At 45.6% G+C, this 26,689-nt stretch carries 21 protein-coding genes and 1 tRNA gene; 12 read left to right on the forward strand and 10 right to left on the reverse strand.

Going from position 1 to position 26,689, the window contains the following annotated elements:
• Positions 1-248: 248 nt before the first annotated feature.
• The gene (locus tag LJ740_RS06740) at positions 249-1,370 is read left to right on the forward strand and encodes a beta-ketoacyl-ACP synthase III (RefSeq protein WP_229528313.1); all 1,122 of its coding nucleotides are present in this window, start codon (positions 249-251) and stop codon (positions 1,368-1,370) included.
• A 67-nt stretch (positions 1,371-1,437) separates the two neighbouring features.
• Here the strand turns inward: LJ740_RS06740 and argR are convergent, their stop codons facing one another.
• Positions 1,438-1,899 carry a transcriptional regulator ArgR gene (argR, locus tag LJ740_RS06745; RefSeq protein ID WP_229528314.1) on the reverse strand — a complete coding sequence of 154 codons (462 nt, stop codon included), beginning with the start codon at positions 1,897-1,899 and terminating at the stop codon, positions 1,438-1,440.
• A 611-nt stretch (positions 1,900-2,510) separates the two neighbouring features.
• Here argR and mdh point away from each other — a divergent pair.
• Both mdh and LJ740_RS06755 read left to right on the forward strand, forming a co-directional pair.
• Entirely contained in the window at positions 2,511-3,446 is a 936-nt protein-coding gene (gene mdh, locus LJ740_RS06750) for a malate dehydrogenase (protein WP_229528315.1), read from the forward strand.
• A 113-nt stretch (positions 3,447-3,559) separates the two neighbouring features.
• Positions 3,560-4,471 (forward strand): DUF2059 domain-containing protein, encoded by a 912-nt coding sequence (locus LJ740_RS06755; RefSeq protein ID WP_229528316.1) that lies wholly within the window; start codon positions 3,560-3,562, stop codon positions 4,469-4,471.
• Here the strand turns inward: LJ740_RS06755 and LJ740_RS06760 are convergent.
• Positions 4,468-5,085 carry a YigZ family protein gene (locus LJ740_RS06760; protein ID WP_229528317.1) on the reverse strand — a complete coding sequence of 206 codons (618 nt, stop codon included), beginning with the start codon at positions 5,083-5,085 and terminating at the stop codon, positions 4,468-4,470. The genes LJ740_RS06755 and LJ740_RS06760 overlap by 4 nt on opposite strands.
• A gap of 152 nt (positions 5,086-5,237) precedes the next feature.
• Between LJ740_RS06760 and LJ740_RS06765 the strand changes: the two genes are divergently transcribed.
• The 8 genes from LJ740_RS06765 to LJ740_RS06800 all read left to right on the forward strand — a co-directional run bounded on the left by LJ740_RS06765 (position 5,238) and on the right by LJ740_RS06800 (position 15,398).
• Positions 5,238-5,324: transfer RNA gene (locus tag LJ740_RS06765), tRNA-Leu, on the forward strand.
• A 528-nt stretch (positions 5,325-5,852) separates the two neighbouring features.
• Entirely contained in the window at positions 5,853-6,635 is a 783-nt protein-coding gene (locus LJ740_RS06770) for a hypothetical protein (RefSeq protein WP_229528318.1), read from the forward strand.
• A gap of 209 nt (positions 6,636-6,844) precedes the next feature.
• A complete protein-coding gene (locus LJ740_RS06775) occupies positions 6,845-8,554 on the forward strand; it encodes an ATP-binding protein (protein WP_229528319.1) in 1,710 nt (569 codons plus the stop codon).
• Between the two features lie 27 nt (positions 8,555-8,581).
• Positions 8,582-9,388 (forward strand): response regulator transcription factor, encoded by an 807-nt coding sequence (locus LJ740_RS06780; RefSeq protein ID WP_229528320.1) that lies wholly within the window; start codon positions 8,582-8,584, stop codon positions 9,386-9,388.
• A gap of 264 nt (positions 9,389-9,652) precedes the next feature.
• Positions 9,653-10,417, forward strand: coding sequence for an SDR family oxidoreductase (locus tag LJ740_RS06785; protein ID WP_229528321.1), 765 nt, complete (start codon positions 9,653-9,655; stop codon positions 10,415-10,417).
• 20 nt (positions 10,418-10,437) lie between these two features.
• Positions 10,438-11,286, forward strand: coding sequence for a bifunctional helix-turn-helix domain-containing protein/methylated-DNA--[protein]-cysteine S-methyltransferase (locus LJ740_RS06790; RefSeq protein ID WP_229528322.1), 849 nt, complete (start codon positions 10,438-10,440; stop codon positions 11,284-11,286).
• Positions 11,279-11,992, forward strand: a complete 714-nt coding sequence (locus LJ740_RS06795) for a 2OG-Fe(II) oxygenase (RefSeq protein ID WP_229528323.1) — start codon at positions 11,279-11,281, stop codon at positions 11,990-11,992. Before LJ740_RS06790 ends, LJ740_RS06795 begins: the two co-directional genes overlap by 8 nt.
• A 580-nt stretch (positions 11,993-12,572) precedes the next feature.
• Positions 12,573-15,398 (forward strand): bifunctional aconitate hydratase 2/2-methylisocitrate dehydratase, encoded by a 2,826-nt coding sequence (locus LJ740_RS06800; RefSeq protein WP_229528324.1) that lies wholly within the window; start codon positions 12,573-12,575, stop codon positions 15,396-15,398.
• Between the two features lie 144 nt (positions 15,399-15,542).
• Here LJ740_RS06800 and LJ740_RS06805 read toward each other — a convergent pair whose 3' ends face one another.
• From LJ740_RS06805 to LJ740_RS06815, 3 genes are read right to left on the reverse strand one after another with little or no spacing between them, the layout of a single operon-like run.
• Positions 15,543-16,430, reverse strand: a complete 888-nt coding sequence (locus LJ740_RS06805) for an aldo/keto reductase (RefSeq protein ID WP_229528325.1) — start codon at positions 16,428-16,430, stop codon at positions 15,543-15,545.
• Between the two features lie 10 nt (positions 16,431-16,440).
• Positions 16,441-16,725, reverse strand: coding sequence for a putative quinol monooxygenase (locus LJ740_RS06810; RefSeq protein WP_229528326.1), 285 nt, complete (start codon positions 16,723-16,725; stop codon positions 16,441-16,443).
• Between the two features lie 17 nt (positions 16,726-16,742).
• Positions 16,743-17,762, reverse strand: coding sequence for a Gfo/Idh/MocA family protein (locus LJ740_RS06815; protein ID WP_229528327.1), 1,020 nt, complete (start codon positions 17,760-17,762; stop codon positions 16,743-16,745).
• A gap of 80 nt (positions 17,763-17,842) precedes the next feature.
• Here LJ740_RS06815 and LJ740_RS06820 point away from each other — a divergent pair, with 80 nt between their 5' ends.
• Positions 17,843-18,769, forward strand: a complete 927-nt coding sequence (locus tag LJ740_RS06820) for a LysR family transcriptional regulator (RefSeq protein ID WP_229528328.1) — start codon at positions 17,843-17,845, stop codon at positions 18,767-18,769.
• A gap of 8 nt (positions 18,770-18,777) precedes the next feature.
• On the opposite strand, the gene LJ740_RS06825 is transcribed toward LJ740_RS06820, so the two are convergent.
• The 5 genes from LJ740_RS06825 to LJ740_RS06845 are packed head-to-tail and all read right to left on the reverse strand — an operon-like array spanning position 18,778 to position 26,687.
• Complete coding sequence (locus LJ740_RS06825; RefSeq protein WP_229528329.1) at positions 18,778-19,710, reverse strand: glycosyltransferase family 2 protein; 933 nt, start codon at positions 19,708-19,710, stop codon at positions 18,778-18,780.
• Positions 19,686-20,504 carry a hypothetical protein gene (locus LJ740_RS06830; protein WP_229528330.1) on the reverse strand — a complete coding sequence of 273 codons (819 nt, stop codon included), beginning with the start codon at positions 20,502-20,504 and terminating at the stop codon, positions 19,686-19,688. The genes LJ740_RS06825 and LJ740_RS06830 overlap by 25 nt, the downstream gene beginning before the upstream one ends.
• A gap of 13 nt (positions 20,505-20,517) precedes the next feature.
• Positions 20,518-23,322 (reverse strand): ligand-binding sensor domain-containing protein, encoded by a 2,805-nt coding sequence (locus LJ740_RS06835; protein ID WP_229528331.1) that lies wholly within the window; start codon positions 23,320-23,322, stop codon positions 20,518-20,520.
• A gap of 7 nt (positions 23,323-23,329) precedes the next feature.
• Positions 23,330-25,003, reverse strand: coding sequence for a hypothetical protein (locus LJ740_RS06840; RefSeq protein ID WP_229528332.1), 1,674 nt, complete (start codon positions 25,001-25,003; stop codon positions 23,330-23,332).
• Positions 25,004-25,034: 31 nt separating this feature from the next.
• The gene (locus LJ740_RS06845) at positions 25,035-26,687 is read right to left on the reverse strand and encodes a hypothetical protein (RefSeq protein ID WP_229528333.1); all 1,653 of its coding nucleotides are present in this window, start codon (positions 26,685-26,687) and stop codon (positions 25,035-25,037) included.
• Positions 26,688-26,689 lie beyond the last annotated feature (2 nt).

The raw sequence follows: 26,689 nt of genomic DNA on the forward strand, positions 1-26,689 counted from the left end.
TATTATGAAACATTCATGGAACACGCTGAGCTTGTAGGGTGGTGCTCAATGTCACGAACCTTTCATATAAATGTACCTTATCATCGGCAGAATAGGTAGATTGATGATAAATAAAACACAAAATTATTGTAAATCCCCACATACTTATTCAACAGTGTAGTTTAGGGGGCAACAGAAAGCAGGGTAGTGAATGACTTTTTGAGCGTGAGTGGTTAAGCTAATGGCTGTTTTACTACAGGCAAAAGACAATGACCCAGGTTGTAATCAGTGGTTCAGGATTATGGACCCCGGAATTTAGTATCAGCAATGAAGAGCTGGTAGACAGCTACAATCAGTATGCTGATAAATTTAACGAAGAGAACAGTGCTCAAATCGCCACGGGAGAGTTGGCTGCAAAACCGCATTCCAGTGCCGAATTCATCTACAAAGCTTCCGGTATTAAGAGCCGATATGTGTATACCAAAGACGGAATTCTGGATGTCGAACGGATGCGGCCCGACATTCCTGAGCGCGGGGAAAACGAGCTGTCTAATCAGGCAGAAATTGGCGTTTTAGCCGCTAAACAAGCGCTGGAAGCGGCTGGTCGTAAGGCTGAAGAGGTGGATGCTGTAATTGTGTCCTGTGCTTACACACAACGGGCATACCCGGCTATTGCCATCGAAATCCAGGACGCTCTGGGCATAGAGGGCTTCGGCTTCGATATGTTAGTGGCCTGTTCAGCAGGTACATTTGCATTACACCGAGCGTGGGAAATGGTCAAAGCGGGCACGGCGCGTTCTGTTTTGGTGATCAACCCCGAACTTGTCTCACCACAGCTAAACTATTGTGATAGAGACAGTCACTTTATCTTTGGTGATGTGGCTACTACCATGCTGGTGGAAGCACAAGATTATAGTGTGTCTGATAACCAGTATGAGATCTTAAGTACCTCTGCTAAAACCAAATACTCGTCTAATATACGCTCAAATTTTGGCTATATGAGCCGTGCCAATGATGTGGATGCATTTGGCACTGACAAACTATTTCATCAGGAAGGCCGCAAGGTATTCAAAGAAGTTTGCCCGATGGCAGCTGAGCACATTTTAAATCACATGGGTCAGCACAATTTAACGGCGACTGATGTGAAACGTTGGTGGTTGCACCAGGCCAATATCAATATGAATATGCTGATTGCTAAAAAGATTCTGGGGCGGGATGCCAATGCAACGGAAGCGCCCGTGGTACTGGATCGCTATGCCAATACCGCCTCGGCCGGTTCTTTGATCGCGTTTAACCTATATCAGGACGATATGCAGTCAGGGGATTATGGTGTGCTGTGTTCCTTTGGCGCAGGGTATTCCATTGGCAGCCTGGTGGTGCAAAAGCGTTAGTGCTGAAAATACCTGGTTAGCATCAGATGAAAGCCCGCGAATTAGTTAGCGGGCTTTTTGTTAGTTGCTAAACCGTTTCAAACAAATCTTCTACTTTTTGGCGAATCTCTTCAATTTGATCCACCGAGGAGGGGGCAATAAAGATTGTATCGTCACCGGCGATGGTGCCCAGTACGCCGTCAGAGCGACCCAGTGAATCCAGCAAACGGGCTATAAGTTGTGCGGCTCCAGGGGTAGTGCGAATAATGATCATCACACCGTTGTGTTCTACATCCAGCACCAATTGTTTTAGTGGGCTTTTCGCGGTAGGCATCCCCAGCTCCGGGGGCAAACAATACACCATGTCACCTTTGGCATTACGTGCCCGAACCGCCCCAAACTTGCTCAACATACGAGACACTTTCGATTGGCTGATATTGGCAAATCCCATACCTTTCAGGACTTCTACTATTTCGCCTTGCGAACCGTAGGATTCTGCCTTTAATACTTCTTTAAATGCCTTAATTTCTTCTTCTTGCTTGCTGGCCATTCATCACTCTGGTTACGCTGACATAATAATTCACTATTTTGCCGACTTGTTCTAAGAAAGTAAACGTTACATGACATACCAGCTCCATTATATATTTACCCAGCTCAGTGGGTGATGAAAAGCATTTAGACAAGGCGGATGTTTGCAGGTTTAGTGGGCCTAAATCAAAAACATCCAACACAGTATAAATGCTTTTCAGCCCCACCGTAGACGCGCCTCAGGAACATTATTTATGATATTCATCCCTGAATATCACCTGCTTCGCAGGCCAGCTAAAGCTGTTCAAAAGTTTTCCCGAAACTTTTGTCTTTGTTGTGCGAAGTTCACAAGACCACCAGTATTCTTTCTTTCGCACGCCTTGAACTAATGTCCCTGAGGCTGCGCTGAGAGGGCAAATATATAGTGGAACTGGTATTAATGCTAAACGCTTGGCGTCTGTGTATTGATTTTGCGAAAAATACCCATACACTGTGACACAATTACACATCCGTCTCTTTGTTATCCAGTTAGCGATTTCAGGAAGACAGCTCCCAGCCTGGTGACGTTGAATAGTCCAGCTATTCTTGACTCAGGTTAATCGCGCGACAATTTGCACTTCATAGGAGAATAAAATGAAAGTAGCAGTTTTAGGTGCTGCCGGTGGTATTGGACAGGCATTATCCCTGCTTTTGAAAACTCAGTTACCCGCAGGTTCAGAATTATCTTTATACGATGTAGCGCCAGTAGTTCCCGGTGTAGCCGTAGATTTAAGCCATATCCCAACTGATGTTAAGGTTAAGGGTTTTGGCAAAGACGATTTATCTGCAGCGTTAAAAGGCTGTGACATCGTGTTGATTCCAGCGGGCGTACCAAGAAAGCCAGGTATGGACCGCTCCGATCTGTTTAACATCAATGCCGGTATCGTGCGCAACCTGGTTGATGCGATTGCGGATACTTGCCCGGAAGCCTGCATCGGTATTATCACTAATCCGGTAAACACTACAGTTGCTATCGCAGCTGAAGCGCTGAAGAAAAAAGGCGTTTACAACAAAAATAAACTGTTCGGTGTGACTACGCTTGACGTGATCCGCGCTGAAACTTTTGTTGCTGAGCTAAAAGGCCAAAGCCCGGAAGCGATTCACGTTCCTGTCATTGGTGGTCACTCTGGTACTACTATTTTGCCTCTGTTGTCGCAGGTAGACGGTGTAGACTTTACTGACGAAGAAGTGGCCTCGCTGACTACGCGTATTCAGAATGCCGGTACCGAAGTGGTTGAAGCAAAAGCGGGTGGCGGTTCTGCAACCTTGTCTATGGGTCAGGCTGCAGCGCGTTTCTGTTTGTCTCTGGTTGACGCAATGCAAGGTCAAAACGTGGTTGAGTACACTTATGTTGAAACCAACAGCGATGACGCTGAGTTCTTTGCGCATCCGGTCAGATTAGGTCCAGCAGGTGTTGAAGAAATTCTGCCTTATGGCGAATTAAGCGCGTTTGAGCAAAAAGCCAAAGACGATATGCTGGAAGGCCTGCGTGGCGACATTAAACTGGGTCAGGATTTCGTAAACGGTTAATCCTGAACTTCGGTTAAACAAGAGCCAGTGCCATGCACTGGCTTTTTTGTTTGAGTTGCCAGGTTGCTATTAAACCCGGTAAACTGGGAAAAATTATATACAAGGATGCATTTATGAGAATTCGCTTTAGTGCGGCTTTATTTTTCGCGTTTACCTGCGCACACACATCAATGCTGCAGGCTGAACTCAACGATAGTAAATCTCTGTTGCTGGACGAGTTTATGAGTATCAGGAGTGCTCCGCCTGAAGAATCAGCTCAAAACAGAATCATCGCGCAAATGCAGGAAGCGTATCTTAAACGCTTAAAGCTGGACCTGATTCCTGACAGCTATCAACATTTGGTAACGGACTACAAGTCTCAGTTAAAGGAATTGCTGAGCTATCCCCAGTCCAACAGGTTAACAAGTGAAGCCGTTAAACAATATTATCTGGATTATTACTCCGAAGCAGAACTTGTGGCGCTGATCCGCTTTTATCAGAGTGACGTGGGTCAAAAACACCTAAATTCGCAGCCACCTATTGTCGTCAGCGATGAACAACAGCGGGAAATGCAGGAACGGTCAGATGCTATCGAAAGATTAACTGAGCACTTTTTATTTCAGTTACGAGAAAACGGATTTGAATCCGACTTCGTTAATGCCAAGGGAATGAGGCCGATGAAAGCCATTGAGCTTTCAGAGATGTTTGGTCCATTTGGTTTTGATGGCGTGTTTCAATTTGAGATCAAGGCGGCTAATATCCACAATAATATCCTGTATATTAATTCCGAAAAAGATTATCGAGATCGTCGTTGTCTGACGGTCAGACTAAAATCTGAGCTGGTCAGCGAGTTTATTAACCAGTACGGTGAAAATGTCAGTGAAGCACTGGTGGGCAAATCCTTGCTGGTTAAGGGTACCGCCAAACGCCAGGTCATAAAGGCTATTGGGCCTGATAACGAGCCAATGTTTCCCTATTATCAAACGCATATTGCAGTGGATGACTTATCGAAGTTATTTATTGGTAACAAGGCAAGCACTGACTAGTTATCGGAAAGTAAGTTTATCTTGCCTTTACTCTGGTTTTTTAGCTGAGTTACCAGGGCATTTTTATTCATGACCGGGCACTGAATGCGGCACACGATATCTGTGTTGTACTGGCGTTCGGTAATGCTGGCATTAGCGTCTTTAACGGCATATTCCAATAGGCTAACCAGATCAAAAGGCAATTGCAGAGAAAACTGCGTTTCCGGCACTTTTAGTTGTGTCTGTAATTGCACAAGCGCCTGCTGAACTCCGCCGCCATAGGCTTTTACCAGGCCACCAGTGCCCAGTTTGGTACCGCCAAAATAGCGGGTTACCACCGCGCTTATCTCCCCGACATCGCTACCTGTCAATTGGTTTAGCATTGGCTTGCCCGCAGTACCACTGGGTTCGCCATCATCGCTAAATCCATATTGCATTGAGTCCTGAGGTGCACCTGCCACAAATGCCCAACAGTTGTGGCGGGCATCTTTGAATTCTTCCTTAATCTGCGCCACAAAGGCTTTGGCACTGTCGATGCTCGGAGTGTGAGCTAGCCGGGTAATAAAGCGACTTTTCTTAATTTCTTCCTCAAAAATAACCGACCTGACAGGGATCAGGTATTCCACATTGCTCATCAAATAATCTGTTTTTAATAAATTTGCACAATTCCGCGAATAATAGCATTTTTACGATTGACAAACTAACCCGGAACCTTTATCTTTCGCGTCCGTTTTCGGGGATAACAATTCCGAAAACGCGACTTTCAGATTCCATTTCTGAAAAGTTAGCCCAGGTGGTGAAATTGGTAGACACGCTAGCTTCAGGTGCTAGTGGCCGCAAGGCCGTGGCGGTTCAAGTCCGCCCCTGGGCACCATCCCTTTTTAATGCACTCTAACTCATTTGGATCTACCCACTTAACGGGATCTACCCACTTAACGGGGGATCAGCATTTATCTCGTTCTGTTAATTCGTAAATTACCTTGATGTAATCAATAGCAGTTGATTTCCACCAACGAGGTTTAAATCTTCCATGGTGGCGGCTTCCAGCTCGACGTCCACTTGTCTCGCGTTCGGACCTGAAACAGGTCCAGGTATTCCCTGTTTCCGGGCGGTCCTCACCCATCCACAATGGGTCATCACTCTTATTCTATAATTTTAAATTGCTTTAAGTGTTAAATAATTATCATTTTTAAAAGGAAGCTGATTCATCTGTTTGTGTATGAGTGCTTAATAAGAATACTTTATTGAGCACGTGAGTTTAGGTGAGGCTTGGTGATGGTTTATGGGTTGAACCTTAAGCAATCCTCTTTGAACATTAAGCTAGCTTTCTGGTGTAGCTAATTGCTGTTTTTAACCAAGGCAATATCCGAAAGCGCTTTGTAAAATCACAGAGGAACCAGTTATGAAAAAAGATAAATTGTTACATCATAGTAATAGTGCGTATTGCGCCACAAATGAATCGAGAATAGGAGGAAGATTTTCAATATATAATATAGTGAACGGCAGTTTAACCGCTTGGTATCGCAACCGCGTTTTTTGGTGTATAGAAATAACGTTTATGTTATTCGTCTTAGCAACATCCTCGGCGCAAGCTGGGCATGGTACGTACCTTAATTTTCAGGTAGTGAATCAAACTGAAAATGCGTTGAAGTTCAAAATGCGCAATCACCGAAGTTCGGGTGGTAGTTTTATTCATTCGCATGGTTCAGGAGATTATAGCTTTTGTATAGAAGGGAATAGCTCAAAATATCATCAACTCCATGTCTATGCTGACACCTTTGATAGCCCGGGAGATGTGCATTTTTATCCGGAAAATTCCGGTAATAGTGGCGGTGTTGAATTTGTTGTTACTTGCAGCAACTCTGGTACATACAATCCAGATATTACGGATAAAACTGGGAATACTGTAGAACCATGTGCTGGATGCACCAATCCAGTCTACCATGAAGCTTGCAATAGTGGCATAAGCGCAGCTCCTGGTGCTCAGTTTTGGTTTTTAGTTTATAACGGCGAGGATTTTAAGTCTGACAACAACAAGTTCTGGGCGAGTATCGACGGTAAAGTAATCAATGATGGTTCCCCGGCATTAAGGCTTCATAACAAAAAATCTGAAGCGGATAATGACCACTATCTGGTGTTAACATACAGTGGAAATTCAAACAACGAGTCGGCGAGTTGTGATTAATATTTAGCCTGAAAAAGCCTTAGAAGCTCAACGGGGCCTGAACCTGCTTACTTCTCTAGCCAGGGGGAAAATAACTACCTGGCTTTATAAACATGATTAATACTTTACATCTTAGATATAACTTCGATTAAATACGGTAAATTTATTACGATTAACCTTATTGTTTCGTTTCACCAATTGATGTTGTGAGTAAGTCATTCATGTGCCGCTTGAATCTTAATATTCCTTTTACATTAGGGCTGTTGGTTTTTAGTTTTACTCTATTCCCCTTCAAGAGTGCAGCCGAAGATTATACAACAAGTTTCAATGCATTGAGTGCGATTTGGGGGGCGTCAATTGGCAATCAAGCATCATCCAATTACTTGTTAGAAGCACATTCGGAAGATCTAGACTTGGGCCGCAATATCTACACCTTGTGTATTGATCCTCAATGGCCCCCATTTGACATTCTCAGCACAGACAATCAGCATAAAGGCATCTTTTCTGAGTATCTTTCATTGATTGCTCATGAGCTGGATATTGAATGGCAGTTAATTCCCACAAATAGTTGGTCTCAAACTTTACGCTTTTTTCGTCAGGGAAAATGCCAATTTATTTCGGGGTTAAATGCAACACCCGAACGAGAGCAGATTATGCTATTTAGCGATGTATTTTTATCAGCTCCGATGGTGATTATCTCACGGCAAGATCAACCTTATGTTGCAAATTTGCATAGTCTGGCAGGAAAAAGTCTGGCGTCAGTCAGCGGTTATCGTATTGCAAAAGCAATTCAACATAAGTATCCCATGATTGATATTGTATATGTGAACTCAACGCAGGACGCGTTAAGAGCTGTGAGCCGGAATACTGCCTATGCGACAGTAGGCTCGATCTTCGGTATGAGTTACAACGTAGATGCTTTACAACTGAATAACCTGAAAATTATAGGGCATACGGAGTTTACTGGCCAGTATCGTATTGCAATGCAAAAGCAATTATCTCCTCTTTTGCCAACTCTGAATATGGCTATTGCTACGATTTCTGAGCAACAAAAAAACATCATTATTAATCGCTGGATACGATTTATGGATTATGAAAATATCGATTATACGTGGGTTTGGTGGACAATTGCTATTACTGGAATATTGAGCCTGGTATTGGTAGTTCGCTATTACAGTATACTTAGCTATAGTCGCAGGTTGGTTATCGCTAACGAACAATTGCGGATTGCCAATGATGAACAGGAAACACTGATGAAAATGGTGTCACATCAATATCGAACACCGCTGGCCATTATAGAAAGTGGGTTACGACTGCTGAGGGCGGAGTTAACCAAAACTTCGCATACGGCCAATGACCGAATTGCTGCGATGGGCCGTGCTACAAAAAGAATGAAAGAGACTCTGAGTATTTCACTGGGGGAATTACATCTGCCAAATACATCTGTTTATGCGGATAACTCAGAGCGCACAATATTAGCAGAGGTTTTGGCTCAAGTTGTTCAACAATTTCGTGATCAGGATACTGGTGTAAATGTCACAATAAAAGGATATACGGATGTCCATATCGCTATGCCTTCGGCTGAACTAAGGTGTTGTCTGGATAATATATTGAGTAACGCATTCAAATACAGTGCCACTAGTCGGAATTCAGATGCAGGCCAATCTGTTAGCATATGTTGCAAGTCAATCGATCCAGAGTGGTTGCTGATAAAAGTTAAAGACAATGGTGTCGGTATCCCGAGGACTGAACACGATAAGATTTTTTCAAAATTTTACAGAGCCCAAAACTCTGCTGAATTCCCAGGAGTGGGTATAGGGCTCGCAATAGTTCGCCAGATTGTATCTAAATATGGTGGCATGGTTTATCTAAACTCACAAATAACTAATGGATGTGAGTTTTTATTACAGCTCCCGATAAACACAACTTCTTCAGATTAGTGAATAAAAGAAAAGTGACAATTTCGAATGTATAAATGTGAAACAGATACAGATAAATTCATGATATCTGTTCTCTTAGTGGAGGATGATAAGGATTTAAGCGAACTTTTGCAGGCAGAGTTGGAATTGAAGGGTTTTTCCGTTTCTGTGGCGGAAAATGCGATGCAAACTTATAAGTTATTGTCCGGTAAAAAGCCCGATGTGATTGTTCTGGACATTGGTCTTCCAGACGAATCCGGCCTAAAAGTGGCAAAATTCGTAAGAAAAAATACGACTGTTGGATTGATAATGTTGACTGCGCTTGGATCAGATAAATCTAGAATTGAAGGTTACGCTTCTGGTGCAGATGTTTATCTAGTAAAACCGACTTGTGCAGATGAACTACAGTGGGCAATTCGCAATCTTGCTAATCGTTTATCAGTTGCGCAGCAGATTAGCTCAAAGCTTAGTTCTTGCCCGTTGGGTTTCACACAGCATTACCAAAGTATACAGATATCATCTAAAAATACTGCTTTGATGTCCCCATGGCGCTTTGATACGGTTAACTGGACGTTGATTTCACCTGAAGGGCTCTATTGCACGCTAAGTGGTAAAGAAAAGTTGTTTCTTGAATTATTGTCAGGTACTTCCAAAAAACCTGTTTCACGAACTAGCCTTTTACAAAAGCTGAGCTACGCAGATGATGAGCATGGGATGCACGCATTGGAAACGTTGGTTATGAGGCTCAGGAAGAAAATTGCGTCACTATCTGGTGGGTCTGTACCTATTAAAACAGTTAGAGGCAAAGGTTACCAATTTACAGCTTCATTGATTTTTGAACCTAATAATTGGTAGTAATGTACCTTAAGCTGTATTGCTCAAAGATGGTGCCTGAACTGTCCCTTTAATTTCTTTTCATTGTTATGGAAGCAGATTGTACCTGATTGTTTAAATTTCTGGAAAGCTAGCCAAGTTTTTTGTGAGTTTCTTTTTTTCATTTTTGAATAGCATATGTCTTTATGTAGAACACATTTTTCTGATTCATAGCAAGTTTCGGGTCGGCTGCTAATCAGCTGTCTCTGTACACTTATGATGAATAACATACAGTGTGGAGCGCACATGATTAAGTTGACTGATAAAGTGGTTATTATTACGGGGGCAAGTTCTGGTATTGGCCTCGCGTCTGCCAAACTATTTGCCAATGCGGGTGCTAAAATTGTCATTGCCGCACGCAGAGAATCTATTCTGCAAGACGTTGCAAAAGACATAGCGCAACAGGGTGGGGAGGTCAGAGTGATGGCCGGTGATGTCTGTTCCGAGCAGTATCATCGCAATCTGGTGGAATTCACGTTAGCGGAATTTGGCCGACTGGATGTTGCATTTAACAATGCCGGCGCGCTGGGGAGGCCTGGTCCGGTAACTGAAATGTCGTTAGATGATTGGCATACATTGATGCAAACAAATTTAACAAGTGGTTTTCTCGCGGCAAAGTATCAAATCCCGGCGATGCTTCGCAATCAATCCGGATCGTTAATTTTTACTTCATCATTTGTCGGGTTTACCACAGGCTTTCCACTGCAATCTGCTTACGCGGCGAGTAAAGCGGGATTAATAGGGCTGACAAAGGCGTTAGCGACTGAATTTGGTAGCCAGGGAATTCGGGTAAACGCCCTTTTACCTGGTGGTACTAATACTGATATGGCCAGAGAGTTTGGTGATAGTGAAGAAGTGCAAACATTTGTCAAAAACATACATGCCCTGAAAAGAATCGCTGCACCGGAAGAAATCGCACAGTCTGCGCTGTATTTGGCCTCTGATATGTCTGGTTTTACAACCGGTTCCGCTATGCTGGTCGATGGCGGTGTATCGGTTTGTAAAACATAGCAAAGTGGAGTGGTGTCCTGATGCTGGAACAAAAACAAATTGACTATGAAAGGATAGAAAACGCTATTCATTTTATTCGTGAGAATTTCAAGGAGCAGCCCTCGTTGGCGTTAATTGCAAACGCTGTAAACCTCAGTCCGTTCCACTTTCAACGGATGTTCAGTGAATGGGTTGGCGTTAGTCCCAAGAAATTTATGCAATATATTAGTTTGGATTACGCCAAAACGTTGCTCAATAATCGTATTACACTGCTTGATGCCGCATATGAAACCGGGTTGTCTGGTTCAAGTCGCTTGCACGATCTTTTTGTCAATATAGAGGCAATGACGCCGGGTGAATTTAAAAATGGCGGTGCAAATTTAATCTTAAATTATTGTTTTGCTATTAGTCCTTTCGGCAAAGTGCTGGTTGCATCAACGCCTAAAGGTGTATGTCACATGTCCTTTGAGGAAAACGAAGAGATAGCATTAAGTGAACTGAATGTCCGTTTCCCTAATGCCGAGCTGCATCAAATTAATGACAAATTTCAACAGGACGCACTGCTTATTTTCCAAAAAGACTGGCGCCAAATGGCACAAATAAAGTTACATCTGGCTGGTACCCCTTTTCAGTTAAAAGTGTGGGAGAGTTTGCTGAAAATCCCGATGGGAAAGCTCTGCTCTTATAGCGATATAGCCAGAAACCTGAGTAAACCAAAAGCTTCTCGTGCTGTCGGCTCTGCCATAGGAAATAATCCAGTGGCGTTTTTAATTCCATGTCACCGGGTCATCCAAAGTGGCGGTCAAATTGGTGGGTATAAATGGGGGAGCAACAAGAAAACGGCGATCATCGGCTGGGAGGCTGCACGAACAGCCCAATCAAATGACTGACTTAGCCAATCGCATCGCTAAAATCAACTGGCAGAACGTCAGGGATGAAATGCATCGGGTTGGTTACGCAATTGTGCCGGGATTTTTCAGCCAGCAACAATGTGTAAGCCTGATCAATTTGTTTGAGAATGACGACCTCTATCGCAAAACTGTCCATATGGAACGCCATCGTTTTGGTATGGGAACCTACCGGTACTGGGATTATCCATTACCCGATATAGTCAGCATCATGCGGGAGAAACTGTATCCTGAACTGGTTCCAGTTGCCAATTTGTGGATGGCGCAGTTGCAGCTTGAGACACGATTTCCCGATACCTATCAGGAGTTACAGGCGCAATGTCAATTCGCCGGCCAACAGAAACCGACGCCATTGATTTTAAAATATGGTCAGGGGGGATTTAATACGTTGCACCAGGATTTATACGGTGAGGTCTATTTCCCAATTCAGGTTGCATGTTTTCTGAACGAGCCAGAAAAGGACTACACAGGTGGTGAATTTGTTTTGACAGAACAAATTCCCAGAGCTCAATCCAGGGCAATTGTACTCAAGCCAAAATGCGGTGATGCGCTATTTTTTACTACAAAATTTCGGCCCGTCCAGGGTACAAAAGGGTATTGCCGGGCCCATATGCGCCATGGTGTCAGTCAGGTGCTGAGTGGCCACCGCTACACCATGGGCGTCATCTTTCACGATGCAGTAAATTGACTTGTGGCTTACCTCGAACATAGGCAAGTAACCTTTAGACTTAGAACACTACTCGTGGGGGTAAATGTCATTGATTCGACTCAATGACAGAATGTATACCACCCGTTAAAGAAAGCACTTCAAACTACCCCGGGTAGGCTGATTTGGACACATGCGGCAAGGCGATTTGTGGTTCAATAAATCTTTGATTAATAATACACAAATGGTAAAGCATGCTACCAATTTATGTATTGGAATCTGTTTTTTATCGAGACGGTGTCAGCAAAGATGAAATCGATGTGAACGGGAAAAGTCAGAATGGCGATAACAGAGTAGTGGACAGCAGTGCTTAACCGCCCCCCGACGTGGTGTTAATTTAAGCAGTTTTGAACTGTACTTATGATAATGAAAACTATTATCAATTGAGAGGTGTTTTTTTTGCCTTTGTTAAAATGAAAAATCCTTTAAAAACAATGTAATAGCTTGATTCTCTGGATCATAAATTCGCTGAATGATGCGCATTAGTCTAATGCTTACTCACGGGCTAAAAATCAGGTATCCTATGCGCCATCTTTTTAACTTATCTCCATGAGTTTTTTTAATGAGCTTGTATTCCGAATATTCCAAAGAAATCGAAACCCGTAAACAGGAACTTGGCCTGCATCCTAAGCCGATTGACAGTGCTGAATTACTGGCGGAAATTATTGACCAAATCAAAGATGCTGCGCATCCGGATCGCGACGATTCACTACATTTTTTGATTTACAATACACTGCCAGGTACAACAAGTGCTGCGGGTGTAAAAGCGAAATTTCTGAAAGAAATCATTCTTGGAGAGGTTGATGTTCAGGAAATAACTCCCGAATTCGCCTTTGAATTATTGTCACACATGAAAGGCGGCCCTTCTATCGAAGTGCTTTTGGACCTTGCGTTAAGTGACGATCTGAGCGTTGCCAAACCTGCGGCAGAAGTATTAAAAACCCAGGTGTTTTTGTACGAAGCCGATACTGAACGATTAGAAAACGCTTATAAAGCGGGCAATGAAATCGTCAAGGATATACTGGAAAGTTACGTTAAAGCAGAATTTTTTACTAAGTTGCCAGACATTGATGAGAAGATTGATGTCGTGACTTACATTGCCGCGGAAGGTGATATCTCAACAGATCTTCTGTCACCCGGTAATCAAGCCCACTCTCGTTCAGACCGTGAATTACACGGCAAATGTATGATTTCTCCGGAAGCACAAGCCGAAATTCAGGAACTGCAAAAACAACACCCTGATAAAAAAGTGATGTTGATCGCTGAAAAAGGCACCATGGGCGTTGGTTCTTCCAGAATGTCAGGGGTAAATAACGTGGCTCTTTGGGCCGGTAAACAGGCCAGCCCCTATGTGCCCTTTGTGAATATTGCCCCTGTCGTGGCAGGCACAAATGGTATTTCCCCTATCTTTTTAACCACTGTTGGTGTAACCGGCGGTATCGGTATTGATCTGAAAAACTGGGTCAAAAAACTGGATGACAATGGCAAGCCGGTATTGGACGCCAATGGCGATCCGATCCTGGAAGAAGTCTATTCGGTAGCCACCGGTACAACGCTGACAATCAACACTAAAGAGAAAAAACTCTACAGCGGCGACAAAGAGTTGGTGGATATTTCTTCTTCGTTTACGCCTCAAAAAGTCGAGTTTATGAAGGCAGGTGGCTCTTATGCCATTGTCTTTGGTAAAAAGCTACAAACCTTTGCGGCAGAAACTCTGGGCGTAGAGCCGCCGATGGTGTTTGCACCCTCTAAAGAAATTTCCAATCCGGGACAAGGGCTTACCGCCGTTGAGAAAATTTTCAACAAAAATGCGGTGGGTGTGCTGTCTGAGGAAGCCCTGCACGCTGGTTCAGATGTACGGGTCAGAGTCAACATTGTTGGCTCCCAGGATACCACCGGACTGATGACTTCTCAGGAACTGGAGGCCATGGCGGCTACTGTTATATCTCCGAGCGTTGACGGAGCCTATCAGTCAGGCTGTCACACTGCGTCTGTTTGGGATAAAAAGGCGCAGGCAAATATTCCTAAATTAATGAAGTTCATGAACAAGTTCGGTCTGATCACTGCGCGTGATCCTAAGGGTGTTTACCACGCCATGACCGATGTAATCCACAAGGTACTGAATGATATCACTGTGGATGACTGGGCTATTATCATCGGTGGTGACTCCCATACCCGAATGTCAAAAGGTGTAGCGTTTGGTGCCGACTCGGGTACGGTAGCGCTGGCGTTGGCCACTGGTGAAGCTACCATGCCAATCCCGGAATCTGTCAAGGTAACCTTTAAAGGTGAAATGAAAGATCACATGGATTTCCGTGATGTTGTACATGCTACTCAGGCACAGATGTTAAAGCAGTATGGTGAGAACGTGTTCCAGGGACGCGTTATTGAAGTACATATCGGAACCTTACTTGCTGACCAGGCGTTTACCTTTACCGACTGGACTGCAGAAATGAAGGCCAAAGCGTCAATCTGTATTTCAGAAGATGACACCCTTATTGCCTCTCTGGAGCTGGCCAAGAGCCGTATCCAAATCATGATCAACAAGGGCATGGAAAACGAAGCCGGAACGCTTAATCACCTAATTTCACTGGCTGACAAACGCATCGCAGAAATTAAGTCAGGTGAAAACCCGGCGCTGGCACCTGATGAAAGCGCCAAATACTTCGCTGAAGTAGTGGTAGATTTGGATCAGATTGATGAGCCAATGATTGCTGATCCGGATGTTAACAACGAGGATGTATCCAAGCGTTATACCCACGATACCATCAGACCAATCTCCTACTATGGCGGTGTTAAGCAGGTAGATTTGGGCTTTGTTGGTTCTTGTATGGTTCACAAAGGGGATATGAAGATCATTTCCCAAATGCTGAAAAACCTGGAAGACCAAAATGGTAGCGTAGAATTCAAAGCACCATTGGTGATTGCGCCACCTACCTATAATATCGTGGACGAGTTAAAAGCCGAGGGCGACTGGGAACTGCTTAAGAAATACTCTGGCTTTGAGTTTGATGATGCAAAACCAAAAGAAGCGGCGCGAACTCAATATGAGAATATCATGTACCTTGAGCGTCCCGGATGTAACCTTTGTATGGGTAACCAGGAAAAAGCGGAAAAAGGCGACACTGTGCTGGCGACATCAACCCGTTTGTTCCAGGGCAGGGTAGTGGAAGACACCGAAGAGAAGAAAGGCGAGTCGCTGCTTGCTTCAACACCTGTGGTGGTCTTGTCGACTATTCTGGGGCGTACTCCCAGTATTGAGGAATACAAAAATGCAGTCAGAGGGATTAAATTGACTGATTTTGCGCCGCCGGTTGAAGAACTCAGTGCTAAGCCTAAGTTTCAGCCTGATGTACCGGTAAAGGTTATTGACCAAAACGCGGTGTAATTACACCGCAGTTATCGGTTTATCATAATGATTAATTCGGTAGCCACTGCGGATTTGCTGCATGGGTTACCGGATTATGTTCTGCCCCCGAGTTAGCGGTCATGATGACCACTAACTACTGTGCTCCTCATTCAATGCCTGACGTCAATCCGGAACCTTAATATTCAGGTTGTCTTTGAAGGCGGTATCGGGATCTGCACCATATCGACGACCTTTATCTAAGGCGTTTATAGCCGCTAATTCGTTGTCGTTCAGCTCAAAGCCCCCAGGCCTTAAATTACTTTCAATGTTTTTCAACGTTTCCGATTTTGGAATAATGATCCGCCCTTGTTGCAGGTCCCATTTCAGGATGACTTGCGCGCTGGACACGCCATGGTTTTTAGCAATTTTCTGAATAACGCTATCTGACACCGGTTTTTCTTCAACCGCGACACCACTCCAACTGCCTGATCCCAAAGGTGACCAGCAAGACACCACTATTCCTTGTGATTCACAGAAGCGGGTCAGATCGCGTTGTTGCAGGTAGGGGTGAACTTCAAGTTGGTTATACACCGGTTTTACCTCAGCAAAGGTCAGAATCTGTTCGATATCCGATTGTCTGAAATTTGATAACCCTAAGGAACGAAGGTAGCCATCAGCCTGTAACTGCTCCATTGCTTGCCAGGTAGGTTGTGTCATAGTCGGGTTGGGCCAATGCACCAGATAGAGGTCAACGTAGTCCAGTTGCAATCGCTCCAGTGAACGATGCAAAGCCGCGCTGGTTTGTTGGCGACCTTGCTCGCTATCCCAAACTTTAGTGGTGACAAAGAATGCTTCGCGCGGTATGCCGGATTCTTGTATCGCTTGTCCGACACTGCGTTCATTGCCATATACCGAAGCGGTATCGATATGGCGATAGCCAGCTTCAATGGCACTTAATACAACATCTTTAACATAAGCATCATCCTGTTGCCACTGACCGATCGCGGCAGTGCCAAAACCAATTTGAGGAATGGTCAATCCATTATTAAATTGTATCGATGGGGTTGTCATAAATTCTCCGTTAGGCAATTTTTGTCATTTCCTGCAATTCAAAATTGATGATTGCACCTGAGATTTTCTTGTTAAAAGCAGTTATTGCTTCATTTTGCATATGTGTTTGCCATGCTTCGCGATTGCTCCAAAGTTCAATGAAGGTGAATCGGTTGCTGTGTTCATTGTCCTGGTGCAATTCATATAAAAGGCAACCTGCTTCTTTTCTGGAAGCAGTTACCAGCTCCAACATGGCCTCTTTTACGTCTGCCAGTTTTGCCGGATCAACGGTTGGCCGTGCTATCACTGTTAACATGTTTGTGTTCTCCTGAATTATTTAACCGCTTGCCAATAACCTTCCAATAAGGCCTGAGTTTGAATGGCCAATGCCATACTATGCTGCGCTGCCTTGCCAATGGGATCACGGGCAATACTGGCAAAGTTCTCGATCAGATAAACTGCCTGCGGCTTTTCCGATGAGGTGGATTTGTACTGCCATTCTGCCGGCGTTTGCATTGCCGTGCGCTTAACATACCCAACCTTGTGAGTTGCATCGTTAAACGCAAATCCGGAATGCCAGTCCAATACAAAATCATCCATGTGAATCATGCCAGTCTGTCCCAGTACATCCAGATCCATGACACATACGCCTGCGTTGTATCCAAAGTCGAAAGTACTGGTTTTTCCGTCTTCAAACGCAATATGACCACTACCACGTATAATTGCGCCGGTTTCCGGATCTCGGACCAGGCTGCCACTGACTTTATTGACTGCCGTTTCAGGCTTAAGGTATTCAGTGATCGCTCGCATTGAATACCAGGCCATATCACCGACAGCCCCTGTAGGCTCTTTTGACGGGTCAAAGCGAATGTTGGTTTTATCCATGAACGGAAAAAAGAAACTGCTGCGCAGTGCCTGCGGAGACCCAATCTCCGACTCCAATCCCGTTCCGCTGAGGAACTTGCTGCGCGGATGATGAGTAAAGTGTGTCGCATCCATAAAGGCCACTTTGTTTTGCTTAGCTGCAGCTACAATACGTTCTAATGAGGCCAGGCTGACAAAGGGTTTATCAACCAGTAGGTGCTTTTGTACATTAGCTGCTGCAATTGCAATTTCCTCTTTTACAGATGTAGGTGTCGCCACATATACGGCATCAACTTCACCCGAGGCTAACATTTGCGCGGTACTGGTAAACACCCTGGCAATGTTGTGTTGTGTGGCAAAGGCTTGTGCTGATTCATAGCGGCGACTGGTAACGCCGGCTATGGTGGCATTGCTGGATTGTCGAATGGCGTCAACGATGACACCGGCAATCATGCCGGAACCGATAATTCCAATGTTTAGGTTATTCATACTCTATGTGCTCAAAGTGAAACTGTGGTGCCATTGTGGGATAGTCTTTGATATTCTTGAAATGAATTGTTTTTATATGAGTGATTAAAAAATTGAATGTCTTTGCCCGGGACCTCAATGCGTTGTTGGTGTTCAGCGTGCTTTACGAAGAACGTAATTTAACCCGTGCCGCTGAGCGGTTGGCGTTAAGTCAACCTGCCCTCAGTCACAGGCTGAATAAACTGCGTCAGGAATTCAATGATCCGCTATTTGTGCGGGCTGCTCGTGGCCTGACTGTCACCCCGACTGCCGAAACCTATGCACCATCTGTGCAACGCCTGGTGCGGGAACTGGAAGGTCTGTATCAGGAACTCGGGCAGAGTGACTTCCTGCAAAGAACAGATAAAGTAACCCTGTATTCCACCGATCTGGTGGAACATATCCTGATATCTGAATTGTTGGGGCGAACCCGCCAGGAAGCCCCAAACCTGCAAGTTGCATTGCGTGACACGCACGGAAAGTTGCCAAAAGAAGCGTTGCAAAATGGCCAATGTGATATTGCGATCGCAGGATTTTTCAATGATATTCCCGGTGGGTTTTATCAACAATTTTTGTGTTCTCATGCGTTTGTTGTACTCGCTCACAAAGAAAACCCCAGGATAAAAGCCGGGCTCAATCTGGAAGAGTATATTGCCTGTCAGCACGTTATTGTCACCTTAAGTGGCGCGTTGGAGGGTAAAGTGGATGAGATCCTGAAAGGCCTGGGCAAAACGCGTAAGGTGCTTGCCGGATATTCAAGTTTCCTGGCGCCACTGGATTTACTTGCGCAACAAAAAGACTTGTTGTTTACCTGTGTTAAACCGGTTGCCGATATCGCTGTTAAGCGCAACAACAACTTTGTTTATTATGATTGTCCGATTGCGCTGGCGAAAGTGGATTACGTGCAGATTTGGCATGAGCGTACTCACCAGGACCCACTGCGCAAATGGTTGAGATCCGTGATCAAACACATAATGACACCGCCATAATCCGGTTTTTATACAGCAGACTTTTCCTGGACTATGGTGGAGGATAAAAACAGGTCGATAAATTCTGAAGCCTTAATTGCGACCGCCCGGTTATTGGTTTTCCGGGATTGCTGCACAATCTCTGTGGCCCGGGTCAATATGGCATTTTGCCAATCGCAATTGCTTTTGAGTGAAAACATGGTGGCATCGGTAATATTGCTGAGTGCTTTTAATGCGCCATCCAGACCGGAACCGTTGCCCCACTTGTCACCAATGCGTCCCTGGCTGTGTTGTCTGGCGGCAGACAAACTGTGGTTGAGTTGTGCTACTTTGGGACGCCAGGCCAGTAGCCTGATGTGGTAATCCCAATCCTGAAACATACTGATAGCAGACCACAGCCCGGTTTTGATACAGGCTGAACGTCTGAACAATCCCGAATCTGTTCGCCACTGGCTTTTGTTGATAAAGGCAATCACCAGCTCATCATGGCAGGCATAACTTTTTCGCCCTCCCACGTACACCGGACTTTGCCAGTCCGGCTGCTCAGAAAACTGAATGGTTGGAGACCAGACAAAATCCAGGGCTTCTGCGTTTAACTGTGCCACCTGCTTATTCAGTTTCTCAGGATGAATGACATCATCAGAATCCAGAAACTGGATAAATTCTCCCCGGCAGAGGCGCAATCCTGCGTTGCGGCACAAACTGGCATTGCAGTATTGATGATACTGATAATGGATACGCAATTCTGGGGAACCCCATCGCTTACTGAATTGCTCCACAACTTCCCGGGTATCATCCTGTGAAGCGTCGTCCATGATGAGTATTTCGATGGGGCGATACGACTGTTGCACCACCGAATCTAAAGTGGCCTGTAGCAACTGTGCCCGGTTGTGAGTGGGGATGATCACGGACACTAAACCGTTGACGAAGTGTATATTTATCCCGCTTTTTGAGTGGTGCATTGTTCATATTCCTTTATTCGTTGCATTAAATTCTTTTCGAACACCCGGGCAAGTATCGCAATAACTTTTTTGCGATCTCCTGGACTCCAGCAGGCCCGGTTTTCCAGTCCATAGCCTGCGGCCGTTTTATTGGCATCGATGATGTAAAGCTCACCACTCTGCTTACAGCGCATAACGTCCAGCTCACCGAGATCCATGCCGATAGTTTTGCTAAACAGCAACATATTTTGGATTTCCTGTGGACTTAACACGTCCGTGGCAGGCATGGGGGTTAATTTATGTCGCTTGCATTGGCGGATATCGTCGGTGGGGTAATCCCGCTGCGATACATAAACCAGTGGGATCTCGCCCAGAATAACCGGAATGCGATATTCAATTTGAAAACCATTTTCTCTGGTTTCAATGATGCGCTGGTATACCCAATCTTTCTGTATCTCATCCACCGGGCAGTCCACCACAAACCCATGTCTGACAGCATTGCCATCTGGTTTGAATATACACTTGCCTTCATATTTCATTGGGTTTACAAAGGTGGTATGACCGAAAAGTCGGAAAATTGTGTTTTCCACATATTGTTTGCTGATATCGATGCAATCGATATTGATAACAGGTTTGGATTGCGCTATCTCCTTAAGGATGTCAGGGACCTTTAAAAAGGTTTCATCTTCCCATAATACGGCGGCATCAAACGGATTATCCGGTGTTAAGGTTACCGAGTAGTCCAGATGATGTAGTATCACAGCAAGACCATAGGGCTCTTTGTCGGGATAAGTCGGCGCACAAAATAATTGCATAGAATTCTCATTGTTATTGGGGGTTCAGTCGAAAAACGTTGCAACCAACACAGGCATACAAGGTATCCGAATTATTATCGAAAGCCATGTTGCTTATGGCGATAAGGGATGCCGGTAGCTGTTTTGCCGCCAGCGGAGATGACAGCGCGTTACCGGACCAGAAAACAGCCGGTTTGTTTGATCTATTGTCAAAGGCTAAAACTGCTATTTGGCTGCCAGGGCTTGCGCTAATTCGGGTCACACTGGTATCGGCGGGTACAGAATCGATACGTGTGATCAGATGATTATCCAAAGCAAGGTTAAACAAGCCAACATCGGTTCCCAACCAAAAGTTGCTCTCGTCGACGGAGTAAATAGTCAAAACATGCGCATTCTCAAAATCGGAAAGGTCTTCGCCGCTGAGTTGTAATTCCTCTACATGGCTGGTCGCCAGCCACAGACTGGTCTTTTCTCGTCTTGCAGCGGCAGTATGATCCTGAAATCGGGCTGGGTTTATATTATTAAATGCCACCAGGGTTTGCGCTTGTGGGTTGGTTGCAATGGCGCTGACCGGTCCTGATGGTATTGCCGGGTAAGAATAGGTTTTTTCGGCTTGTTGGGTTTGTTGATTGACCCTGGCCAGTCCACAGCGGGTGCCAACCCAGATACCCAGATTAACCGGGTTGGACAGAGCCGTAATATGTCTTGAGGGCAGGCCGTTTACGCGATTCTCTTTGTCAGGTGCAATCGCGGCATGGTGTGAGTTTAAGGCTTCTATATACAGGCCCTCTTCATCAGAGCCAACCCAAACAAACGGGTTTTCCTCCTGCTGTGCCACAGACAGGAAAGGGCGGTGAGCTACCTCAATGGTAACGGCAACGTTATTGCTGCTTTGTGCTGCGGCAACGGATTCCGGGCGACCGGTAACAATCCAGGGGGAATTTACGGCAAATTCTGTCGCAAAGTGCTGGGCGCCCGCCGTGAAATTCTGCAGGTAGCCGGCCCCTTTTCCATGCAGTGATAACCAGAATACCCCGCCTCCCTGCGATGCAATCCACAGGTCGCCTTGCTCGTCGAAGGCCAGTGAGGTTAAGGGATCGGCACCAAAATCGTTGATTGCAAGCTGTTCTGTGGATAAACCATTCAGGCGATACAGTGTGCCGTTACTGTCTGCAATCCAAACATTATTATCTGCAATTGCGATAGAACTAACTTCTGTGCTCAGTGTGGCGATTGTTGCAAACTGCTGACCATCCCGTCGTCGGTAGCAAAGTCCTTTGTCTGTGCCGACCCAGGCTGTTCCCTCTGAGTCCACCGCAATTGCTGTGACGTTTTGCGATGGCAGCCCATTGTCTTTGCTGTACTGAATCCAATGTTCGCCGGACTCTTGTTGAAACAGCCCATTGTTCGTTGCTATCCAAAGATTGTCAGTTTGATCAGAATAAATCGCGGATATTGATTTTTGGGCAAACTCGGAGCCATGAATTGCCGCTATACTTTGCGCTGACTCCGACCAGCAACAAAGGCCTTTGTCGGTGCCAATGTATAGTTTTTTGTCTGCTTTGTTCGCAAGCAAAGCCGTTACGTTGTTACTGGTTAATCCGTTATCTTTTGTGTAGAAACGCCATGTTTGGGTGTCGATGTTGTAATGTATAAGTCCACCATACGCACCAACCCAGACTTCATTTTCCCGCAATTGCGCGAGACACTGCACATTGTTGTTTGGCAGGTTGTCGGCACTACTGAGAGTCAACCATTCGCCATTTTCAAGATTGTAGCGACTGATTGCTCCCCAGGTACCAATCCAAACGTGTTTAGTGCCACTTTTAATCACTGACATGGTGTAGGTGTCAGCGAATTCAGACGGTGTTGTATAGGTTTGCCAGGTTTGCTGCCCCGGGTTGTAGCGACTGACACCGCCCCCCCAGGTCGCAATCCAGAGGGTGTTCCTGGAATCCTGAAAAAGCCCCCAAACCATGTTGTCAGTTAACCCATCTGCTTGCGTTAACGTCAGGAAAGCACTGGCACCTTTCGCATAGTTGCTGTCACCGAGGAACTTGCTAATGCCGTTTCGGGTTCCGGCCCACAGTCCACCCGTTTCAGACCATGAAAGCGTTTGTACCGTATCAGAACCTAAACCGGACTGGGTATTGAACGTTTGCCAGTGTTCATCATGACTGTAATAACAAATTAATCCCTGATTGGTGGCAAACCAAACCTTGTTATCCCGGTCGCTGGTAATGGCGTTGATGGAGGTGTTTTTCAGGTAGTGGACCCATTGTTGACTGGCAGATTCATAACAGGAAACCCCCTGGGTGGTACCGGCCCATATGTTGCCGAATTGGTCCTGATGCAATGCATTAATATTATTGCCGGTTAAACCATTTTGGGTGTTGTAGATGGTCCAGTCTTCGGATGACAGGCGGGACAAGTCGGCCCCGTTCGCCAGCACTGCGATACCACCGCCGTTGGTGCCAAACCAAATATTTTGGTGGGCATCCTCCAGCAGTGACCAGACGGCATTATCAGGCAACCCGTCCGACACAAACAGACTGGCCCAGGTCCTGGTTGCAGGGCAGTAGCAACTGGTGCCGTCTGCCGTGCCAAACCAAATCCTGTTGCGCCGGGTTTTTAACATGGCGCGAATATCGGGGTTCGCCAGCCCATCAACTTCAGTGAACGTTTGCCAGCGATGTAAGTCAGGTTGAAAATAGCTGACACCACTGCCGGATGTTGCTATGTAAAATCCGTGGTGTTCATCTTCCAGTACAGCGGTTGCTTTCGCATTAGCAATACCGGCAGCAAAAAACTGAATATCAATGGGCGTGGCGTTCATCATAGTAGGCCTACTTCATCGACTGTTGTAGCGATGTCGCTTTGCGATTCATCAGATCGTCGTAATAGGCTTCTCGCTCTTTTTGGGTCAAATCTGACGAAGCTACGGGGTCTACGAAAAAGCCGTTGCCGCCAATACCAAAACCCAAAAAGCTCATGTCTTGTCCTGCCACCTGTGCATTGCCATGACAACCCATGCAGCCGCCCATGGTCCATTTGGCCGCACCGATAGTGTTGTTTTGCGGTGCCGGAGACACATTAGGACCCGCAGCGCCTTTGTCGTTGCCGGGTAAAGCGCGGTTGTTGGTAAAGGTTTCCTGATTACTTTCGTTTGGATTCACCACAGTTCCTGTGAACAATTGCAGGCCCGGTTGGCTACTTTCTACTACGATATTGGCCAGATAGTAATCAAGCGGCACAGTGCCATTGTTGTCTGGATAACTGGTTGGAACGGCTTGTACGCCTTTAAGGCGATAGTTGCGCCAGACCGAATCTGCAGGCATCAGCGCTGCCACCTGATTGTTCACGTCATTCACTTCGGCGCTGATGGTTTTTAAACGCTTCACCGGAAATCTGGAATCGTCGGCTGCGCCTGCTGCAGGTAAAGTATAATCTGTGCGCACGTTAGCCGCACCAGATTGTCCAGAGGCGTTCACTGAGTAGGCACCATAGGCATTGGTTTGTGCAGGTGAGTCGTCACCGTAGGCTAGAGTTGTATACGACAAATCAATTTCCGGATCGATGATTTTACCTTCTGAAGTCACCACTGCATCCACATGTTCAAAGGTGGTAAAGATAAAGGTTTGGTAATTGTTGGTTTTCTGAATGATGTGCAATGCGATTAGCGCAAACTTATCGGTGACAGGTGCATAATCTTCAGCGTTACCCATGTAATAAGTGGCTTCCACCTGGTGGAACTTAGTGGGGTCGACATTTTTCATATCACTGACCCGGCGCCAGGCAGATTTCACCTCTATCGTGGAAACTGTACTGGCCTGATCACCGGTGACAACCGGGTGTGGAAATTCCAGGCTGGATGGCGCAAATCGTGGCGCGTTGATATCCCAGACGTAATTCAGTTCTACATCGTTGACTTTGGCCATAAACAACACCGGGAAATCCGGATCATTGCCGTGGCTGTAGTACAGCATGTTTTGGCTAACCTGATTATTTTCATCCAGGTTGACATAATTTGCGCCTGTGATGACCTTTTGTGTCGCAGTTCTGTTGTTATTGCTTTCACCCAAATAATAGTAATACGTGGGCGTTTGATTTGCGGGAGAATTCGGTTTGGTACCATCTGCCTTGTAATAAGGAAACGCTTCTGCTCTGTGATAAAAGCTCTGCCATACTGTGGGGTTGGCTTGCGGTTGATAGCCGTCAGTATCATTGAAGTTTCGTGTGGCGTCGGGTTTAGTCCTGCCTGCGCCGCTTTGCAGTGTTGCCGTGGTTGGCTGGTTTGCGGCGATAAATAACCGCCAGGCGTGATTAGCTAATTGGGTTTGACTGGCATTGGCCACCAGTTCATTGGGAAACTGATAGCCGTTGAGGGTTAATTCTGAGGCGGTAATGGCACTGCCATCGTCGACACCACCTTTTCCATTGTAACCTGCGTATGCAGAGCCAGCGGCTAACGCGGCACTTAAAATTGATACGCTCAATATCCTGATTGACGTCTGTTTCATTTCATTCACCTGTAGTGGGTTGCTAAAAGTTCTACTGTTTTGTGTTACGTGCTTCGAGTGGCTGTAATGCTTCGAATATGTGGCTTACGTTCGTTGCGATTTGGTCCTTACCTGAGTTATGACAAGAGAAACAATTGGCGTGAAATACCGCACCATCGATATTATTTTGATACTGGAAAAAGGTTTCCATTGTTGTATTTGCCAGAAATAGGGAACCGCGGAAGTAGGTATCTGTTGGATCATTATGGGCACTGGGTGGGAACATATCCGGATACCCGGTTGGGATTTGACCTTTTGCCGACCAGATACCGCCCACCTGCAGGTAATTACCCCGCAGATCGCCTTTGGCCAGTTTCGACAGAATGGATTTATTGATGGACACCAGATCGGTGTTGTTTTCCAGCGTAGCGTCTTTCAACTTGGGTTCGTTTTGTACATTACCCCAGGGGTTTACCCGGTATACATCTACCGGGCCAATGTCCGCCGAGCCACTGGAAACGATTTCTGTGGCACTGGTACTGCCTTCTGCATGATTAACTTTCGCATTGGCGGTAATTTCGTCGGGTTGGGTTCCGTTTTTAGGGAAGAACAGCCAGTCTTCGGAAGCGTCAAAGCTTTGGGTATTCGTGGTTTTCTTTTTTTCATTCGTGTAGTAGGAATAGCTGTTGTCTGGCAGGTTGCTGACGTGTTCAAAGGTACTCCAAATCATCTCAGGGTGACCTTCAAGCGTCCCACCGATATGAAAGCCCACCATGGCGAGGGTCTTATTCTCTGTCTCTCCGGTGTTTTTCCATTTTGTCGGATCCTCTGTTCGGTTAAACACAGGTACAGTAGCCTGAGTGAGAATGTAATCATCGCGCTTTGCGACTGTGTCTGCATCGACCCAGGAGATTTTTAGCTCCAGGATCATGGTTTTAGGGTTAACCAGTTTTCTGCCATAAAGTGATGAAAACGCGTCCAGCCCCAACATTTGCAATCCGCTGTAGGGGAATTTGTCGGGCATGGTTTCTGCCAGGAGTTTTATTTCTGCCTGTTTTGTTTTCGATAGATTCGCTATCAGACTGGTATCGCCATTTTTAACTGCCATCGCGGTGCGATACATGGCAAATGCATCGTTGGTATATATGCTGTAGTAAACCAGCGATTTTTTCTGTGACAGCAGTACATCGTCAGCACCAGCTTGCCCCAGCTCAATCGATTCATCGTCTTTACCGTCTCGAAGGCCAATGGCCAGAGTGCCATCTGAGGCGATAAACTGGCGTTGACTATTGCTTTCTACCGAGACGTCATAAAACTGCGGTGGTGTGTTAAACACGTGGTAGTTTTCGTTCGCGGTTGTCATCCACAAAAACATGCGGGCGCCCCAGCGATAAAAATCACAACGGGTATTGTTAGAAAAGTCGGCGAAAACACTGTCGGTACTATCTGCGGCGGTAACGGCACCATTGGCCGCCACTTTGGTGGCATAAAACCAATTTTTAAATTCATCATCGCTGACCGTACAGGTCATATCGACGTCTTTTGGTAGTCGTGCATTTGTAACAAATTCATTGTTGGTTTCTTTGGGTTTTGTGCCATTTGAGCCGACACAAGCAGCGACAAGCACAAGCGCAGACAAAGCGATAACCAGAGATTTGCCCTTAAAATGAGAGCCGTATTTTTGTGTACCAGATTGGGGTGACATTG

The sequence above is a fragment of the Planctobacterium marinum genome, from assembly GCF_020687805.1.
Taxonomy (GTDB): domain Bacteria; phylum Pseudomonadota; class Gammaproteobacteria; order Enterobacterales; family Alteromonadaceae; genus Planctobacterium; species Planctobacterium marinum.

Bases quoted from the DNA above. Each gene is read 5' to 3' on its own strand.
- LJ740_RS06740 (WP_229528313.1), top strand. From the start codon at position 249: ATGACCCAGGTTGTAATCAGTGGTTCAGGATTATGGACCCCGGAATTT.
- argR (WP_229528314.1), bottom strand. From the start codon at position 1,899: ATGGCCAGCAAGCAAGAAGAAGAAATTAAGGCATTTAAAGAAGTATTA.
- mdh (WP_229528315.1), top strand. From the start codon at position 2,511: ATGAAAGTAGCAGTTTTAGGTGCTGCCGGTGGTATTGGACAGGCATTA.
- LJ740_RS06755 (WP_229528316.1), top strand. From the start codon at position 3,560: ATGAGAATTCGCTTTAGTGCGGCTTTATTTTTCGCGTTTACCTGCGCA.
- LJ740_RS06760 (WP_229528317.1), bottom strand. From the start codon at position 5,085: ATGAGCAATGTGGAATACCTGATCCCTGTCAGGTCGGTTATTTTTGAG.
- LJ740_RS06770 (WP_229528318.1), top strand. From the start codon at position 5,853: ATGAAAAAAGATAAATTGTTACATCATAGTAATAGTGCGTATTGCGCC.
- LJ740_RS06780 (WP_229528320.1), top strand. From the start codon at position 8,582: ATGTATAAATGTGAAACAGATACAGATAAATTCATGATATCTGTTCTC.
- LJ740_RS06785 (WP_229528321.1), top strand. From the start codon at position 9,653: ATGATTAAGTTGACTGATAAAGTGGTTATTATTACGGGGGCAAGTTCT.
- LJ740_RS06790 (WP_229528322.1), top strand. From the start codon at position 10,438: ATGCTGGAACAAAAACAAATTGACTATGAAAGGATAGAAAACGCTATT.
- LJ740_RS06795 (WP_229528323.1), top strand. From the start codon at position 11,279: ATGACTGACTTAGCCAATCGCATCGCTAAAATCAACTGGCAGAACGTC.
- LJ740_RS06800 (WP_229528324.1), top strand. From the start codon at position 12,573: ATGAGCTTGTATTCCGAATATTCCAAAGAAATCGAAACCCGTAAACAG.
- LJ740_RS06805 (WP_229528325.1), bottom strand. From the start codon at position 16,430: ATGACAACCCCATCGATACAATTTAATAATGGATTGACCATTCCTCAA.
- LJ740_RS06810 (WP_229528326.1), bottom strand. From the start codon at position 16,725: ATGTTAACAGTGATAGCACGGCCAACCGTTGATCCGGCAAAACTGGCA.
- LJ740_RS06815 (WP_229528327.1), bottom strand. From the start codon at position 17,762: ATGAATAACCTAAACATTGGAATTATCGGTTCCGGCATGATTGCCGGT.
- LJ740_RS06825 (WP_229528329.1), bottom strand. From the start codon at position 19,710: ATGCACCACTCAAAAAGCGGGATAAATATACACTTCGTCAACGGTTTA.
- LJ740_RS06830 (WP_229528330.1), bottom strand. From the start codon at position 20,504: ATGCAATTATTTTGTGCGCCGACTTATCCCGACAAAGAGCCCTATGGT.
- LJ740_RS06835 (WP_229528331.1), bottom strand. From the start codon at position 23,322: ATGATGAACGCCACGCCCATTGATATTCAGTTTTTTGCTGCCGGTATT.
- LJ740_RS06840 (WP_229528332.1), bottom strand. From the start codon at position 25,003: ATGAAACAGACGTCAATCAGGATATTGAGCGTATCAATTTTAAGTGCC.
- LJ740_RS06845 (WP_229528333.1), bottom strand. From the start codon at position 26,687: ATGTCACCCCAATCTGGTACACAAAAATACGGCTCTCATTTTAAGGGC.